The 17,476-nt window shown below is 34.0% G+C and carries 15 protein-coding genes; 11 read left to right on the forward strand and 4 right to left on the reverse strand.

From position 1 onward, the window contains the following. Nucleotides 1-3: 3 nt before the first annotated feature. Nucleotides 4-432 (reverse strand): (4Fe-4S)-binding protein, encoded by a 429-nt coding sequence (locus UMM65_RS02885; RefSeq protein WP_321974967.1) that lies wholly within the window; start codon nt 430-432, stop codon nt 4-6. Nucleotide 433: 1 nt separating this feature from the next. Further along, nucleotides 434-970 (reverse strand): NADPH-dependent FMN reductase, encoded by a 537-nt coding sequence (locus UMM65_RS02890; protein WP_321974968.1) that lies wholly within the window; start codon nt 968-970, stop codon nt 434-436. Nucleotides 971-1,252: 282 nt separating this feature from the next. Here UMM65_RS02890 and UMM65_RS02895 point away from each other — a divergent pair, with 282 nt between their 5' ends. The 8 genes from UMM65_RS02895 (at nt 1,253) to UMM65_RS02930 (ending at nt 10,139) form a co-directional block, all read left to right on the forward strand. Then, the gene (locus tag UMM65_RS02895) at nt 1,253-2,881 is read left to right on the forward strand and encodes an acyl-CoA carboxylase subunit beta (RefSeq protein ID WP_321975134.1); all 1,629 of its coding nucleotides are present in this window, start codon (nt 1,253-1,255) and stop codon (nt 2,879-2,881) included. Further along, nucleotides 2,878-3,600, forward strand: a complete 723-nt coding sequence (locus tag UMM65_RS02900) for a hypothetical protein (RefSeq protein ID WP_321974969.1) — start codon at nt 2,878-2,880, stop codon at nt 3,598-3,600. Before UMM65_RS02895 ends, UMM65_RS02900 begins: the two co-directional genes overlap by 4 nt. Before the next feature lie 41 nt (nt 3,601-3,641). Further along, nucleotides 3,642-4,232, forward strand: coding sequence for a hypothetical protein (locus UMM65_RS02905; protein ID WP_321974970.1), 591 nt, complete (start codon nt 3,642-3,644; stop codon nt 4,230-4,232). Between the two features lie 168 nt (nt 4,233-4,400). Beyond that, entirely contained in the window at nt 4,401-5,117 is a 717-nt protein-coding gene (locus UMM65_RS02910) for a YebC/PmpR family DNA-binding transcriptional regulator (RefSeq protein WP_321974971.1), read from the forward strand. Between the two features lie 2 nt (nt 5,118-5,119). Further along, a complete protein-coding gene (gene tsaE, locus UMM65_RS02915) occupies nt 5,120-5,542 on the forward strand; it encodes a tRNA (adenosine(37)-N6)-threonylcarbamoyltransferase complex ATPase subunit type 1 TsaE (protein ID WP_321974972.1) in 423 nt (140 codons plus the stop codon). A 168-nt stretch (nt 5,543-5,710) separates the two neighbouring features. Further along, nucleotides 5,711-6,910, forward strand: a complete 1,200-nt coding sequence (locus UMM65_RS02920; protein WP_321974973.1) for an alanine dehydrogenase — start codon at nt 5,711-5,713, stop codon at nt 6,908-6,910. 15 nt (nt 6,911-6,925) lie between these two features. Continuing rightward, nucleotides 6,926-7,300: a hypothetical protein gene (locus tag UMM65_RS02925; RefSeq protein WP_321974974.1), complete on the forward strand. Its 375-nt coding sequence runs from the start codon at nt 6,926-6,928 to the stop codon at nt 7,298-7,300. Nucleotides 7,301-7,325: 25 nt separating this feature from the next. Further along, the gene (locus tag UMM65_RS02930; protein WP_321974975.1) at nt 7,326-10,139 is read left to right on the forward strand and encodes a TonB-dependent receptor; all 2,814 of its coding nucleotides are present in this window, start codon (nt 7,326-7,328) and stop codon (nt 10,137-10,139) included. Between the two features lie 58 nt (nt 10,140-10,197). On the opposite strand, the gene UMM65_RS02935 is transcribed toward UMM65_RS02930, so the two are convergent. Together UMM65_RS02935 and sucC are read right to left on the reverse strand one after the other, a co-directional pair. After that, on the reverse strand, nt 10,198-11,502 hold the full coding sequence (locus UMM65_RS02935) for a serine hydrolase domain-containing protein (RefSeq protein WP_321974976.1): 1,305 nt from the start codon (nt 11,500-11,502) through the stop codon (nt 10,198-10,200). Nucleotides 11,503-11,611: 109 nt separating this feature from the next. Next, nucleotides 11,612-12,811, reverse strand: coding sequence for an ADP-forming succinate--CoA ligase subunit beta (sucC, locus tag UMM65_RS02940; RefSeq protein WP_321974977.1), 1,200 nt, complete (start codon nt 12,809-12,811; stop codon nt 11,612-11,614). 173 nt (nt 12,812-12,984) lie between these two features. On the opposite strand from sucC, the gene UMM65_RS02945 reads away from it, so the two are divergent. The 3 genes from UMM65_RS02945 (at nt 12,985) to UMM65_RS02955 (ending at nt 17,476) form a co-directional block, all read left to right on the forward strand. Next, nucleotides 12,985-15,390 carry a DUF5916 domain-containing protein gene (locus UMM65_RS02945; protein WP_321974978.1) on the forward strand — a complete coding sequence of 802 codons (2,406 nt, stop codon included), beginning with the start codon at nt 12,985-12,987 and terminating at the stop codon, nt 15,388-15,390. 180 nt (nt 15,391-15,570) lie between these two features. Continuing rightward, nucleotides 15,571-16,269 (forward strand): ABC transporter ATP-binding protein, encoded by a 699-nt coding sequence (locus UMM65_RS02950; protein WP_321974979.1) that lies wholly within the window; start codon nt 15,571-15,573, stop codon nt 16,267-16,269. 76 nt (nt 16,270-16,345) lie between these two features. Then, the gene (locus UMM65_RS02955; RefSeq protein WP_321974980.1) at nt 16,346-17,476 is read left to right on the forward strand and encodes a putative type IX sorting system protein PorV2; all 1,131 of its coding nucleotides are present in this window, start codon (nt 16,346-16,348) and stop codon (nt 17,474-17,476) included.

Below are 17,476 nucleotides of genomic sequence, written 5' to 3' on the forward strand. Positions count from 1 at the left end.
TTTCTAGCCTATAAAATTAATTTTTCTATGTTGCCCGTCACAATAGGGTTTGTTAGAGCTAGCACCGCATCTACAAAAAGCAGTTACCTTATCTTTAGTTTCAAGAGAGCCATCAGCTTTGGTAATTTCGCAAGTGCCGTTGACTAAAAGCGGCCCATTCTCAGCTACGCTTATCTTGATTTTATCATTCTCCATATTATCGTTTTTTGGTACCGTTTTAATTGACAATGCACCTGATGGACAAGCTTCTACCTGTTTTTTGATACGTTCAGAAGAAGCTCCATCCATATTTATCCAAGGTCTGTTTTGCGGATTAAAAACCTGCAAAAGACCTTTCCAGCAAAGTTTAGAATGAATACATGTATTTGGTTTCCAAACAACTGTCAAATCATCATTGCTGTATTCTTTTACTATTTCTTTTTTTGAATCCATTTTATAATGCTTTTTGAAATTTATTGATACATTTATTAAACTCCGTATTTAATTGTTCGTCCACTATCTTATCTTCACTATAATTGTCCTTAAAAAAAGGGAGTGAAAAATTGGCAATAATATCGGCTCCCATCCTCGGAAACTTGCCCAGGGCAATTTCCATTACGGATGCCCCGCCCCTACCTCCAGGAGATGCTGACATTAACAACATTGGTTTGTTTTTCCATACCATTTTATCAATTCTTGATACCCAATCAAATATATTTTTAAAAGCTACCGTATATGCACCATTATGCTCTGCCAATGAGAGTAATATTCCATCTGAATCTTCCAATAGCTTATTGAATCGTTTGGCATCTTCGGGAATTCCATTTTTATTTTCTTTATCAATACCATAAATAGGTAACTCAAAATCGTTCAGATCTAATAAATTTACTTCTACATTCTTTAATTGTTTGGTAGCCAAAACAACCAATTTTTTATTTATTGAGTTCTTACTATTACTTCCCGCAAAAGCAATTACTTTCTTTTTTGTCATTTAATAAATTCGTTTTAAAATGATTTCATTTTCTCAAAGATACGATAAAAATTTCTTGAAATTATTCGTCTTAAAATTAAGCTGACACCAAAATTTTATGTACGATGAATTACTCTGCGTCGGTATAGCTGAATTTTTATCTTACCTCACCCGTAACTGTAAAGAAAAATTACAGTTACGACCTCTCCGAAGGAGAGGTGAAAAATGGACGACATGAAAGGATATTTTGATTCTGAAATCGTTTATTTTTGTATTTTAGCCAACGTTACCGAAATCTATTATATGAATATAAACTTCAATAAAAACGAGGACCACAACAAATTACAAGTTGCAGCTCTCAAAAACAAACTCCGAAATGTATATAATGGCGGTGGCAAAAAACGTATCGAAAAACATCATGCCAAAGGCAAACTAACTGCTAGGGAACGTATTGACTACCTGTTGGATGACAACTCTGACCGAATAGAAATTGCGGCATTTGCGGGTCACGGAATGTACGCCGAACATGGCGGCTGCCCGTCAGGAGGTGTGGTCGTAAAAATCGGCTATGTAAAAGGCAAACAATGTATTGTCGTGGCCAATGATGCTACTGTAAAAGCCGGAGCTTGGTTCCCTATTACCGCTAAGAAAAATTTAAGGGCTCAAGAAATTGCTATTGAAAATAGATTGCCCATCATTTATTTAGTGGATTCTGCCGGTGTTTATCTGCCTTTGCAGGATGAAATTTTTCCCGACAAAGAACATTTTGGACGTATTTTTAGAAATAATGCCATAATGAGCAGTATGAGCATTACCCAAATTGCCGCGGTTATGGGCAGTTGTGTTGCCGGAGGTGCCTATTTGCCAATAATGAGTGATGAAGCCTTGATTGTGGATAAAACGGGAAGCATTTTCCTTGCAGGAAGCTATTTGGTAAAAGCAGCCATTGGCGAGAGCATTGATAATGAAACACTTGGTGGAGCAACCACACATTGTGAAATTTCTGGGGTAACGGATTATAAAGCCAAAGATGATAAAGACGCTTTAGATACCATTAAAAATATCGTCGATAAAATTGGTGATTTTGACAAAGCGGGGTTTAACCGTGCAAAAGCTGTAAAACCTAAGGAAAATCCCGAAGAAATTTATGGAATTCTTCCAAAATCGAGATCGGAACAGTACGATATGTACGAAATCATTAAACGTTTGGTTGACGATTCCGAATTTGATGAATACAAAGCGGGTTACGGTAAGACATTAATTACTGCTTATGCCCGTATTGACGGCTGGGCTGTTGGTATTGTTGCCAACCAACGTAAAGTAGTAAAAACTAAAAAAGGCGAAATGCAGTTCGGCGGTGTCATTTATTCTGATTCTGCAGATAAAGCCACGCGATTTATTGCCAATTGTAATCAGAAGAAAATTCCATTGGTTTTTTTACAAGATGTTACGGGATTTATGGTAGGTAGCAAATCGGAACACGGTGGTATTATAAAAGATGGTGCTAAAATGGTAAATGCTGTCAGCAATTCTGTAGTGCCAAAGTTTACGGTGGTTATTGGCAATAGTTACGGTGCTGGAAATTATGCCATGTGTGGAAAAGCTTATGATCCACGACTTATTTTTGCTTGGCCCAGTGCTGAATTAGCGGTTATGAGCGGCAATTCTGCCGCAAAAGTATTGCTACAGATAGAAAAAGCATCGCTACTTAAAAAAGGAGAAAAAATTACTAAAGAAAAAGAAGATGAACTTTTTAATAAAATTAAAGATAGATACGACAATCAAGTCTCACCATATTATGCAGCTTCTCGAATTTGGACAGACGCGGTTATTGACCCGTTGAACACGAGAACTTGGTTAAGTATGGGTATTGAAGCTGCCAACCATGCTCCTATTGAAAAGAAATTTAATTTGGGAATATTGCAAGTATGATGATTAAAATAAAAAAATGGTTATTTCCAATACTATTTATTCTTTGTGTTAAAGGGTTTTCTCAAATTGAGTTGAGACGGAATCCATATATAAAAAGTTCAATTGTCTTTAAAAATAAGGATTCCATTTCAGGATTCGTTAAATTGAATGGATCAGCATTTGATATTAGATTTAAAGATAGTATCAAACAAAAAAAATCGAAAAAAATTAAATATAAAGAGGTTGAAAAGATAATGACTCTTGTGGATTCTTTAAATCCTAGAGAGTTTTATTATAAAAAAACCGACCAAACAAAATTCTTTTATTTTATAGAATTAATACATAATGATTTTATAAGCATTTATGTCAATTCAAGTGACCGATTAAATTTATTCTATTACGATTCAGGTATGGACCGAAGATCGGCAAATGAATTTATGAGTGAAATGAGGAGTGAAAATAACTTTCTGAATTTATTAAGTCCAGACCAATTTGGATTAGTTTTTTTTAATTCATATAATAATTTCTTTAATATATCGAGTGGTGGTTTTAATCTGGAATTTGAGCGTATTGACTTTTTTTTACATAAGGAAGGGCAAGATAAATTAGTTTTAGTGGGGGTTACAGGAAGTCCGTTTTCTAAAAATTTTAAAAAAAACAGCTTCAAAATATTTCGAAGATTGCCCAAAATTGGTCGAAAAATTAAAGGCAAAGGAATTAAAATTAAAGAATTTACCTGAAATCATAGAGTATTATAAAACAGTTTGTAAAAGAATAAAAGATGAATAAAGCGAATTTTAGAATATTTAGCCTGGGGATTTTTATATTTCTTTTTGTGTTACCAATGACTGGACAATCAAATAAAGGAGCAACATTATATTTTAGAAACGGAACGGATATCAAAGGATTTGCAATAATAACCAACAAACAAAAAATTAAATTCAGAAAGGAATTAAATTCAAAAAATATAGTTTACACCAACAAAGAAATAGATTCGATAAGAATTAAAGTAAATAAATGGCCTGGATATGAAATTAATACTTATCACTATAAAACATTTGGGAAAAAAAATAAGCCCATATTATTAAAACCAATTACTTATGGAAAAGTAACACTGTATTTACATAAAAGTCTCGATCGCCATAGTGGAGTTTATAATAATAAAAATTATTATGTTTCTAAGGAAAACATGGATAGTGTGACACATTTAGGAAGAATAGGTCCGTTAAAGTTATTTGACAAAAACATAATAAACGAAGCCATCGAATATTTTAAAGATTGTCCAGAATTAGTTAAGAAAATTCAAGCTAGAGAATACAAAAAACGAGATATCGTTGAAATAGTTGAATATTATAATGAACATTGTGAATGAAAAAAAAATGCAGAAGTAGGCTTAAACAGATTCCTCGTACCTTGGAATGACAAGGGTAACAATGCAATCAGAATAACGGATTAATCACAAACAATAATTAGTGCCAATTTGTGAAATTAGTGTCTTAACAGAAAAACCACAAACACAATAACAGAACAACCTAACAAAATGGGAAGAGCATTTGAATTTAGAAAAGCACGGAAAATGAAACGTTGGTCGGCCATGGCCAAAACCTTTACACGCATTGGTAAAGATATTGTAATGGCAGTTAAAGAAGGTGGTCCAAATCCTGAATCGAACTCTCGGTTAAGAGTTGTCATTCAGAATGCCAAGGCAGCTAATATGCCCAAAGACAATGTAGAACGTGCCATAAAAAAGGCCTCTGATAAAAATACGGCAGACTATAAAGAAGTCCTTTTTGAGGGCTATGCCCCACATGGAATTGCCGTGCTGGTAGAAACCGCAACCGATAATAATAACAGAACGGTAGCCAATGTAAGAGCTGCTTTTACAAAATATGACGGGAATTTAGGCACTTCAGGTTCAGTAGTCTTTATGTTTGACCATACCTGTAACTTTAGAATTTCAACCGAAGAGTTAAAAATGGATTTAGAAGAACTTGAACTCGAACTAATCGATTTTGAAGTTGAAGAAATTTTTGAAGATGAAGATGGACTGATGATTTACGCTCCTTTTGAACAATTTGGTGCTATACAAGCGTATTTAGATGAAAATAAAATTGAAATTTTATCTTCTGATTTTGAACGTATTCCTACAACTACCAAAAAATTAAGTGAGGAAGAAAAGGCAGATGTTGAAAAGTTATTGGAACGTTTAGAAGAAGATGATGATGTGCAAAATGTATATCACTCCATGGAAGAATAGTGATGAATAAACGTTATACTTTAAACGAACTTTCCGAAGTTGCGAATCAAATTGTTGAATCAGCGTCAAACAAAGTACTATTGTTTTACGGTGAAATGGGTGTAGGCAAAACAACCCTTATCAAAGAAATCTTTAAACAATTAAGTGTTGAAGATGTAGTAAGTTCACCAACCTTTTCTTTGGTTAATGAGTATCTATCCCGACAAGGTGAAACCATTTATCATTTTGATTTTTACAGAATAAAAAATGAAGAAGAAGCGTTAGATATGGGTATAGAAGAGTATTTTGACAGTAATAACTGGTGCTTGGTGGAATGGCCAGATAATATTAAAAATTTGTTACCTTTAAATGCTGTAAAAATTAAGTTGCTATTGAATGAAGATGGAAGTAGAAGAATTGAGGTTGAAAATGAAAAAGAAATCTAAATAATTAGGTTTAGAATTAAATTCAAAAGATTGCTTCGTCGCCTCTAAACTTTGAATTGGTTTTGAAATTTTCGTTAAGACTCCTCGCAATGACTTGTATGTTAAAACAAATTAATTATTATAAAATTAACTAATAACATAGTAACCAATAACTCAATAACCTAACCTATGAGTAAACAATATTCGCCATTTAGCAAAGAACAATTAATGCCAAAACCTGAAATGCTTGAAATTAAAAAGCAAAAAGGCGAACTGTTTATCGGTCTTCCAAAAGAAACGCATTTACAGGAAAAACGTATTTGTTTAACGCCAGATGCCGTTGCTGCTTTAACCAATCAAGGACATCGTATAATAATTGAGTCCACCGCAGGTGAAGGTGCAAACTATACGGATAATGAATATTCTGAGGCTGGTGCTAAAATATCTTATGATGCCGAAGAAGTTTTTGGATGTAACCTAATTTTAAAAGTTGAACCTCCCTCACTTAAAGAAATTGAATATATAAATCCACAAAGTGTATTATTTTCTGCATTGCAACTCAAAACACAGCATAAAAAATATTTTGAAGCTCTAGCCAAAAAGCGAATTACAGCAATTGCTTTTGATTTTATTTCTGATGAACACGGTATTTTTCCCGTAGTAAAATCGTTAAGTGAAATTGCTGGCATATCTTCTATATTAATTGCTGCCGAACTGATGAACAATAGTAGTGTTGGTAATGGTTTGCTATTGGGCAATATTGGTGGTGTTGCTCCTCCTGATGTAGTTATTCTCGGTGCTGGAACAGTAGGTGAGTTTGCCGCACGTTCGGCTATTGGTTTAGGGGCACAGGTCAAAGTATTTGATAGTTCGGTAACTAAATTAAGGAGATTACAGAATAATTTAAGAACACCCATTTTTACATCAACAATTCAGCCCAAAACCTTACAAAAAGCACTGATGCGGTGCGATGTGGCCATAGGTGCAGTTAGGGGAAGAACAAGAACTCCTATTTTGGTGAATGATGATATGGTACAAAATATGAAAAACGGATCTGTTATTGTTGACGTAAGTATAGATAGTGGCGGTTGTTTTGAAACTTCAGAAATTACGACACATACGAATCCTACTTTTGTAAAACATGGTGTAATACACTATGCTGTACCCAATATTCCTTCACGATATTCAAGAACGGCATCATTATCCATAAGCAATATATTTACGCCTTATTTATTGGAAATTGGTGATGAGGGCGGTATTGAAAGTGCCGCAAGATTTGATAAAAGTTTACAAAGGGGTATGTACTTTTACCATGGTATTTTAACCAACAGAGCTGTGGCCGACTGGTTCAGTTTACCTTATAACGACATCAACTTACTTATTTTTTAAAACTAAAACCATTTGATGGATATAAAACGCCGATTTGTTTTTTTTGGATTTGGATTTTCTTTGGGTATAATTTTATTGTTGTTCTTTTTAAATGGTAAAGAGGCCTCCTGCAATTATTTTCCTAACGCCAGAATGCTGGAAATTTTGAGAAGTAAGCACCGAGTTTTTGATGCCGAAGTTTATCAGATAATGAATAATAAAAATATTGACTCCACTGAAGTTGCTGAAATGTTACTTAATGGAGATATAGATTTTTCTAAAAGTAAAGTCCGCCAAGAACCCTGTCGTTATTATTGGATTGACGGTTATATAAAAGCAAAAGAAGCTTCTATCTATGTTGAAAATTGTGATACGATTGTTACTGTTCAAAAATTATTGTTCTCGGAATAACTGTTTATTTTATAATCTATATGTAATGAAAATTAAATCACTTTTAATCTTATTAATAGTAAGTTTGTTTTGTAATACCATATTTTCTCAAGAAACTATAAATGGTGAAGTAAAAGACGTTGAAGGTAATCTTTTGGAAAACGTAAATGTGGTTTTAAATCCATTATTCTATGGTACTATTACCGACAAAGATGGCCAATTTAAGTTTGAAAACATACCCTCAGGAACCTATACTGTTACATTATCACATATAGGGTATAAATCTATAAATGAAGAGGTTAAAGTATTTGAAAAAGACGTATTTCTTAAATTTCAATTGAAAGATGATTTGCTGAGCTTACAAAACGTCATTGTAACTGGCACCTTTGAACCTAGGGTTCAGTTGGAATCAAGCACTTCAATAAGTATTTTAGATTCCAAGTTGCTCAAACAAGTGTATCCGCAAGGTACAGCGGATTTGCTTCAAAATATTCCCGGTACGTTCGTAGATGCTTCTGCAGGTGAAGTGTTTACTAAGGTTTATACGCGTGGTATATCAGCTTCTGCAGAAGACGATATGGGTTGGTACTATGTTTCTTTACAAGAAGATGGTCTCCCTGTCAGCCTTTTACAACACTCTTATTACAGCCCAGATCTTTTTCATCGTATGGATTTGACAACCGAAAAAGTGGAAGCTATTCGTGGTGGAAGTTCAGATATTACAGCAATGAATGCTCCTGGAGGTATTTATAATTTCATATCAAGAAAAGGGAGAAATGAATTTGGAGGTGATGTTCAAATCTCAAGTGGTTTTCAGGGAGAAGATAATTATATCTACAAAATCGATGCGAATATAGGAAGCCCATTAGGTAATAATTGGTTTTTAAACGCGGGTGGACATTACAGAGTTGACGACGGTGCAAGGAATACCAATTTTAAATTTAGTAAAGGCGGCCAATTCAAATTCAATGTGATTAAGCAAAATGACCACGGTTATCTAAAATTTTATGGTAAATACTTAGATGATTTCACGAATAGATATACTGGTGTTGCGGCGGTAAACTGGGACGAACCTACTCCGGCATTTGGACAAAATTTTAATTCCACATCTCTATTAATGCCTAGTTTTAGTGCTACTATTCCAGATGGAAGGTATTTAGATCAGAGCAAATCAAACGGTTTTAATCCCTCTAAAGGGGTACACGCCAAAGACCTAGCCTTTGGATTCGATATTTCCCAATATTTAGGAAATAATTGGACTCTGAAAAACAATCTGAAATTTTCAACCAAAGACGCCAATTGGCAAACTTCCATAAGTAATGCTTTTGTCTCCTTAGATAATCCGTTAGCTTATTTTATTAGTGGGGCCGATTTCCCTATTGGTCAAGTAGTTTTTAAAGATGCTAAATCAGGTTCAGAAATTGCCCGCCTTAATAATAGCAGAATTCTAGCAGGTCAGCCCAGTATTTACTTGGGAGATGGCACATTACCAAATGATGCTATTATGGGTACCTCCGCTTGGTACAAAGAAAATGAAGCAGATGAATGGATGAACCAGTTTACGTTGAGAAAAAAATTAGAAAATCATGATCTTACAACTGGTTTTGCTTTAGGTTTTTCAAATACTTCAATGTTTACACAAGGTAGTTTTGGATATGTAACCTACGAACCTAATCCTAGAATGCTCCAAGTTACCCTTGAGAACCCAAATGAACCTATAATCCAATTATCTGACTCTAATGGAATCAGCAATTACGGGGGCTTGTTCTTTGTAAATGCCAGGGCCAACGTTAGTCAAATCGCTGCTTTTGTAAATGATTACTGGAAAGTTTCCGATAAAATCCATATTGATTTAGGTATGCGATACGAAACCATTACGCATAATGGCAGTAAAGACCGTTTTGCTCCTTTTTCACAAGACGGAGGTCTTGACGGGAATAGCAATACTGCGTACGACAACGGTATTTTATCTCCTACAGGAGAAAAAGATAATTTTGATTTTAACTATAATTACGTTTCATTTTCTGCAGGCTTTAATTATAAAATTGATGATACTTCTGCCCTATTTGCACGATTCTCGCATGGAAATAAAGCCCCTGAACTAAATTATTATTTTAATAACTTCTCAAATGTTCCCATAAACCAGAAAGGAGAAGTTCAAAAGATAAATCAAATTGAACTGGGTACAAAATATAGTCGTAATAACTTCTCTTTTACCAGTACACTATTTTGGAGTCAACTAAAGGACATTGGTAGCACTAATTTTGAATTTGACCCAGATAATAATAGTATTTTCTATACTCCTATTCAATTTAATACCTCAAGAACTATTGGGCTAGAATGGGAAAGTGTTTACACTCCGCTGCAAAATTTCATTTTTCGATTTAATGGTGTCTTTCAAGATGCCAAAGCTACGAAATGGAAAATCTACGATGCATCAGGTTCCGTTGATACTGCAGACGATGTTATTATTGATTATTCCGGTAACATGTTACCATTCAATCCTAAATTGATGTTCAATTTAAGCAGTGAGTTTGAGAAAAACAAGGTGTCTGCATTTTTAAAATGGCAATTTATGGGAAAACGTGAAGGAAATGTTGCTAATGGATTTAAGTTGCCAGCCTATAGTGTTTTTAATTTGGGTACAGGTTATCAAATAAGTAAACAACTATCATTAAACTTATTAGTAACAAACTTATTTAATTCGGAGGGTCTAGCCAATTTCTATGGAGCGAATAGTTTTGGGGCAAGTGCCAATGGTGCAACGACAGAATATATTAATGCGAACCCCGATCAGAGCTTTGTGGTCTTTCCTATATTGCGAAGAAGGGCAATGTTGCAGTTGAATTATAGTTTTTAAGTCACAATTCCATAAAATATTATACGATGGGACAAGTCGCGACTTGTCCTTGCAATAATTATTTCTTAGCCTTATAAAAAACCTGCTGAACAGCACTACGTACATTTAATTTATAGATATTACCATGAGTTCTGCTTGGATAAACCCTGTTGGAAAGAAATATATACACTAATTTTTCTTTAGGATCTGCCCAAACAAAAGTTCCGGTAAAACCTGAATGGCCAAAACTTTCGGCACTTACCTCTGGTGCTGGGTAAGCATCTTTTAAAGTTAATGTATCATTTCCAATAGAGGGTTTGTCAAATCCTAAGCCACGTCTGTTGTCGTTTTCTGGATATTGAATTTTTATAAATTCTTTTACTATTTCCTCAGAAAAATAGCGTTTACCATCATAAATACCGTAATTCTGATACATCTGCATTATTTTCGCCAAATCAGTTGCCGTAGCAAATAGGCCTGCGTTGCCAGAAATTCCACCAAGCAGTGAAGCATTTTCATCATGTACCCAACCTTGTGTCAATTCTTTTCTGAAAATGGAATCGTATTCTGTAGGGACAATTTTATTTTTAAAATTTTTAGTTTTTGGAACAAATCCCATTGTTTTTGCACCTAAAGGTTTGTAAAAATTATCATCCAGGTATTTATCGTAAGGCATACCTGTAATTTGTTCGATCAATTCAGGATAAATCAAAAAAGTAAGTCCCGAATATTTATATTTCTTCTCTTTAGAAACCTTTGACCGATTTGCCATTCGGTATATTTTTGTATTAAATCTATTTTTAATATAAATACCGTTATAAGCCTGTTTTTCAAAACGTTTGTTTGATTTATACCTTACAAAACGCTTTTTTATTTTTCCGTTTTTATTAATTACTTTATTTAAGAAAACTATATAAGATTGCAACCCAGCTTGATGGGCCAGAATTTCTCGTAGGGTGAGATCTTTTTTATCCTTCATATGTTTCCAAGGCTTCCAATAGGTACTAAAAGGTTTATCCAAATCGAGCTTGCCTTCATCAACCAATTTCATCAAAGCGGGTAAGGCAGCGGTTATCTTTGTGACTGATGCTAAATCGTATATATCATCTAAGGCTACTTTTTGAATAGAATCATAGGTGTGAAACCCATAAGCTTGATGGAAAATAATTTTACTGTCTTTGGCTACTAAAACTTGAGCTCCTGGAAAAGCTTCGTTTTTTATAGCCAAGGTCATTATAGAATCAACATTGCGGTAGATATAGGTAGAATCCAAACCAACCTCAGAAGGATGGGAATAAGTGAGTGTACTATTTTGAGTAAAAACGGAAAAAACCGATAAAAGCATCAAAAAAGTGATTATTTTTGAATGAATTATCAGTTTCATAAAATGTGTTTTAATAACTAATTTTCCGTTTCATAGATTTGGAAAACAAATTAGCTTGTCAATTATCCGCTAATAGTTCCCTTCCCCTTGGGAAGGGTTAGGGATGGGCTTAAAGCTTACTAAGTACTTCTTGAACTTTGTCAGCTGCTTCTTTAAATTCAGTGGCAGAAATTATTTCCATACCACTATTATCAATCAATTCTTTTGCTTCTTTGGCATTTGTACCTTGCAAACGTACAATAATTGGCACATTAATGGCATCGCCCATATTGGTATACGCATCTACAACACCTTGTGCTACCCTATCGCAACGCACAATTCCACCAAATATATTTACTAAAATAGCTTTTACGTTTGAGTCTTTTAAAATAATTCTAAAAGCCGTCTCTACACGCTTTGCATCAGCGGTTCCACCAACATCTAAAAAGTTAGCAGGTTCTCCACCGGCTTGTTTTATTAAGTCCATGGTGCCCATTGCTAATCCTGCACCGTTTACCATACAACCAACATTTCCGTCTAGATCTACATAATTTAATCCAGCGGCTCTAGCCTCCACTTCAATTGGGTTCTCTTCACGTAAATCACGCATTTCAGCATAATCCTTATGTCTAAATAAAGCATTATCATCAATCGATACTTTGGCATCTACTGCCATGATTTTATCATCAGAGGTTTTTAAAACCGGATTTATTTCAAATAAAGAGGAATCAGATTTTACATACGCGGTGTACAGAGAAGTAACAAATTTTACCATTTCTTTCTGGGCAACGCCTGACAAACCTAAGTTAAATGCAATCTTACGAGCTTGAAAAGGCAATAAACCAACAGCTGGGTCAATTTCTTCAGTAAATATTAAATGTGGGGTTTCTTCCGCTACAGTTTCAATATCCATACCACCTTCTGTAGAGTACATAATCATATTTCTACCACTTTCACGATTCAATAGCACCGACATATAGTATTCTTCAGGTTCATTTTCACCAGGATAATAAACATCTTCCGTAATTAACACTTTACTAACCTTTTTCCCTTCTGGAGGGGTTTGAGGTGTTTTAAGCATCATTCCTATAATGTCTTGAGAAATAGACTCTACTTCAGCTAAACTTTTTGCTAATTTTACACCACCGCCTTTACCTCTACCTCCGGCATGTATTTGTGCTTTTATAACCCACCAACCCGTACCGATTTCCGTAGCCAGTTGCTTTGCTACATCTACTGCCTCTTTATGGTTATTGGCAACCATACCTCTTTGAATTCTAACCCCAAAACTGTTTAATATTTCTTTTCCTTGATATTCGTGTAAGTTCATTCTGTATATTTTGTAAATAAGTTGTACAAAAATAACAAACCATTTCTTAATTCAATTAACTTTTAAAATAAATTGCTTTTTTCTTAAAATAATAGTTCTTTAACATTTTTTTAAGTATTTATTCTTGTTAAATAAATACTTTCGTGTACAACTCAATAATTCAACTGGTTTTAATGAAGTTTAATCTATTCATCCTATTCCTTTTTTTATGTTCTTTATCTTTTTCGCAACAAACCAAAAAGAAAATTGAAGCTTTAAAAATAAATGCCCCAGCTGTTATTAATGGGGTTTTAGATGAACCTTTTTGGCAAGATACTGATATTGCCAAAGATTTTGTAATGTTTCAACCTGGAGATGGAGATGCGGAAAGAAGCAATAAAAAAACCACAGTTAGAGTAGCCTATGACGATGAAGCCATTTACTTTGGGGCTACGCTTTATGATGATACTCCTGAAAAAGTACCCATGGAATTTGGTAATAGAGATCAGTTTGGTAATACCGATTTTTTCTTGATTTCTATCAATCCAAATAATGACGGACAAAACGATACAGAATTTGCCGTACAAAGTACAGGGGCTCAAGCCGATGCCAAAGTGGCCAATGGCGATGAAGATTTTACATGGAACGCCGTATGGTACAGTAATGCAAAGTTTAATGAGAATAGTTGGGTAGTTGAAATAAAAATTCCTTATTCGGCACTACGTTTTTCAACAAATGTGGAAACTTGGGGGATTAATTTTCACAGAAGAATCCATTATATAAATGAACAATATGTATGGAATTACATAGATAAAAGTAAAGGAGAGATTACGCAGTATTCAGGATTGTTAACGGGTTTAAAAAACATAGAAGCACCAACACGGTTAAGTTTTTCACCTTATGCCTCCGCTTCAATAACAAATTATGATGGCAACACAGAGTTTGATAAAAGTATTGGGCTAGATTTAAAGTACGGCATCAACGAAAGTTTCACGCTTGACGTTACGCTTATACCTGATTTTAGTCAAACCGCTTTTGATGATCTTGAACTTAATTTAGGACCATTTGAACAGCGATTTGATGAACAGCGGGATTTTTTTACCGAAGGCATAGAATTATTTGACAAAGGAGGTCTTTTTTATTCAAGACGAATTGGAAACAGACCTGTAGGATATAGTGCAGTTGATGATGAACTCGGTACAGATGAAATAATTACCAATAATCCTGATAAGGTTAATATGCTAAATGCCATTAAGTTGTCCGGAAGGACCAAAAAAGGATTGGGTATTGGTATTTTCAATGCCATTACAGAAAAAACTTCGGCCACTGTAAAAAATACGCTTACAGACAAAAAAAGAAATATCACAACCGAATCTTTGGCCAACTATAATGTGTTGGTTTTAGATCAACAATTTAATAAAAACTCATCTGTAACCTTAATCAATACCAATGTTACCAGAAATGGTAGTTTTAGGGATGCCAATGTTACAGGATTGCTTTACGACATTTCTAATAAAAGCAATAAATACAATATTAAAGGTAATTTTAAAATGAGCAATATCAAGGAAAATGGAAAACTTACCGATGGCTTTTCAGGATTTATTGAGTTTTCTAAAATCTATGGAAACATACAGTACGAAATAGGTCATTTCAGAAACAACGACACTTATCAAGTAAACGATTTGGGCTTTCAAAGAAGAAACAATACAGCTGATTATTTTGGTGAAATATCCTACGAAATATTTAAGCCCACCAAACATTTTAATGATTATAAAATTACATTTGAATCTAGAATAAGTTATTTGAACAATCCCAATGTCTATATTGGAAATGACTTTGAACTGGATGCTTTTTTTATAACCAAAAACAGGTTTGCTTTTGGTGCGGATATTGAAACCAATTTAGGAAATCAATTCGATTACTTTGAACCGAGAGTAGCAGGTCGCTATTTTAAACAAAACGGAATTTTAGAATTTGGTGCTTGGGTATCTACAGATTATAGAAAAAACTTTGCATATGATTTAAGAAGTACTTACGGAAAAAGATACGGCTCAAATGAAGATTTTATTGCTGTCAATTTTTCACCTCGTTTCCGCTTTAGTAATAAATTTCAAATAATCTATGATTTTGAATATATCAAATTGCAAAATGAAAACGGATGGGTAAATCAATTGGCAAATAATGATATTATTTTTGGAAATAGAGACGTAAAAACGGTAACCAATGCCCTATCTGGTAAATTAAGTTTTAGTGTAAAATCTTCATTGTCTCTTTCTTTCAGGCATTATTGGTCGCCAGTGACCTACAATCAGAATTTTTATACCCTCAACAATACAGGAACGCTGGATAATAGCACTTATGTTGGAAGTCATGATATAAATTACAATATTTGGAATTTAGATTTGAGCTATGCTTGGGAGTTCGCTCCGGGTAGTCAGCTCGTTGCTTTATATAGAAATACAATATTTAATGAGGATGACTTGTCGCATCTTAATTTTGGTGAAAATTTAGATAATTTATTTGAAGAATCTATTGTTAATAATTTCTCCTTAAAATTTATTTATTTTTTAGATTATAATAAAATAAAGACCTGGTTTTAGTGGTCAATTTTTCTTTGGTAAAAGTACTCAGTGAACCTCTATTAACTCTACAAAACTCTGTGGTATTGCTATTCCGAGGATACACTCGGAGCAATCGTAGAGATACACGGATAAAAAACAATAACAACCCAAAAAATAACTAATAATAATTATGTAGTTTTACCCTGATAATTTTATAGTATGATTTCAGCAAAGAATATTCACAAATATTATGGCGACTTACAAGTCTTAAAAGGAGTTGACCTACATATAAAACAAGGTGAAATAGTAGCTGTTGTAGGCCCTTCAGGAGCAGGGAAAACCACCTTATTGCAGATTTTAGGTACGTTAGATAAACCATCCAAACCAAGGGAACACGCTTCAACAATAAAAACCGAACTACAATTAAATAATCAAAATGTATTAAATTTAAAAGATAAAGCCCTGTCTAAGTTCAGAAATGAACATATTGGTTTTATTTTTCAATTCCACCAATTGTTGCCAGAATTTACTGCATTAGAAAATGTTTGTATTCCCGCATTTATTGCCAATAAACCAAAAAAACAAGTAGAAATTGAAGCAAAAAAGATATTAGATTTTTTAGGACTATCTGACAGGGTAGATCACAAACCAAATGAACTTTCAGGTGGAGAGCAACAACGTGTAGCGGTTGCCAGAGCCCTAATTAATAATCCTAAGGTTATTTTTGCCGATGAGCCAAGTGGGAATTTAGATACTGCCTCTGCTAAAAATTTGCACGAGCTGTTTTTTAGTTTACGTGATGAATTTAACCAAACTTTTGTCATTGTAACGCACAACACGGAATTGGCCAATATGGCAGATAGAAAATTGGAGATGCTGGATGGGAAAATAGTCGGCAGTCTACTAGTTAAAAGTTAAAGACAGGATAACCATTTTATTCTCCAAAATTTTAAAAAAGCAACAAGCTACTAAAAGAAAAAATAAAAATATATACTTGAAACGCATTTTACTAATCATATTATTCACCATATCTCAAATTACTCATGGGCAAACCATTAGAAGCTTCTCTAATGAGTTTTTAAACATTGGTGTCGATGCTGCTGCATTTGGCATGGGCAAAGCGGTTACCGCCTTTAGTAATGATGTCAATTCCATTTATTGGAATCCCGCAGGGTTGGTTGGGTTAACAGATTATCAAGGTTCGTTAATGCACGCTGAATATTTTCAAGGGATAGCTAATTACGATTATGTAGGATTTGCAAAACCCATTAATGACGAAAGTACAGTTGCCGTTGCCATAATGCGATTTGGTGTTGATGATATATTAAATACCACACAACTGATACAAGACGGACAAATAAATTACGATAGGGTAAGTCTTTTTTCCGCAGCCGATTGGGCAGTGAATGTAGCATATGCAAAAAAACTGATTGTTAAAGATTTAAATGTTGGTGTAAATGCAAAAATCGTAAGAAGAAAAATTGGCGATTTTGCGTCATCTATCGGGTTTGGATTGGATGCTGGGCTTCAGTTTAAACGTAATGATTGGCAATTTGGGTTAATGCTTCGTGATATTACAACCACCTTTAATGCCTGGTCTTTTAACGATGATGAATTAAATAATATTATTGATATTTACAACAACCTCAATGAGAGTATTTTAAATGATGGCAACCCAGATAATGATGATGAAATTATCCCCACGGTTACTCCAGAAAAAATTGAGCTTACAAAACCCAAAGCACAATTAGGCGTTGCAAGAGAATTTACAATTTCAAGAGATTTTAATCTATTGACTGCACTTGATTTGAATATGCGTTTTGCAGAAACCAACGATATTGTTTCAAGCTCGTTCGTGAGTGTGAGTCCTGCATTTGGCTTTCAGCTAGATTATCAAAATATGGTTTATTTGAGGGGTGGTGTCAATAATTTTCAAAACCAAACCGATTTTGACAATAGTAAATCTTTAACGTTGGAACCCAACTTTGGCGTTGGTTTTAACTATAAAGGAATTTCAGTTGATTATGCCTTGACTAATATTGGTGGTGCTAGCGGAACACTTTTTTCAAATGTATTTTCGTTAAAAGTAGATATTAGTTATTTTAGACCTGTAACTTTACAATAG

Origin of the sequence: Aureibaculum koreense (genome assembly GCF_034296135.1) — a bacterium.
Taxonomy (GTDB): Bacteria; Bacteroidota; Bacteroidia; order Flavobacteriales; family Flavobacteriaceae; genus Aureibaculum.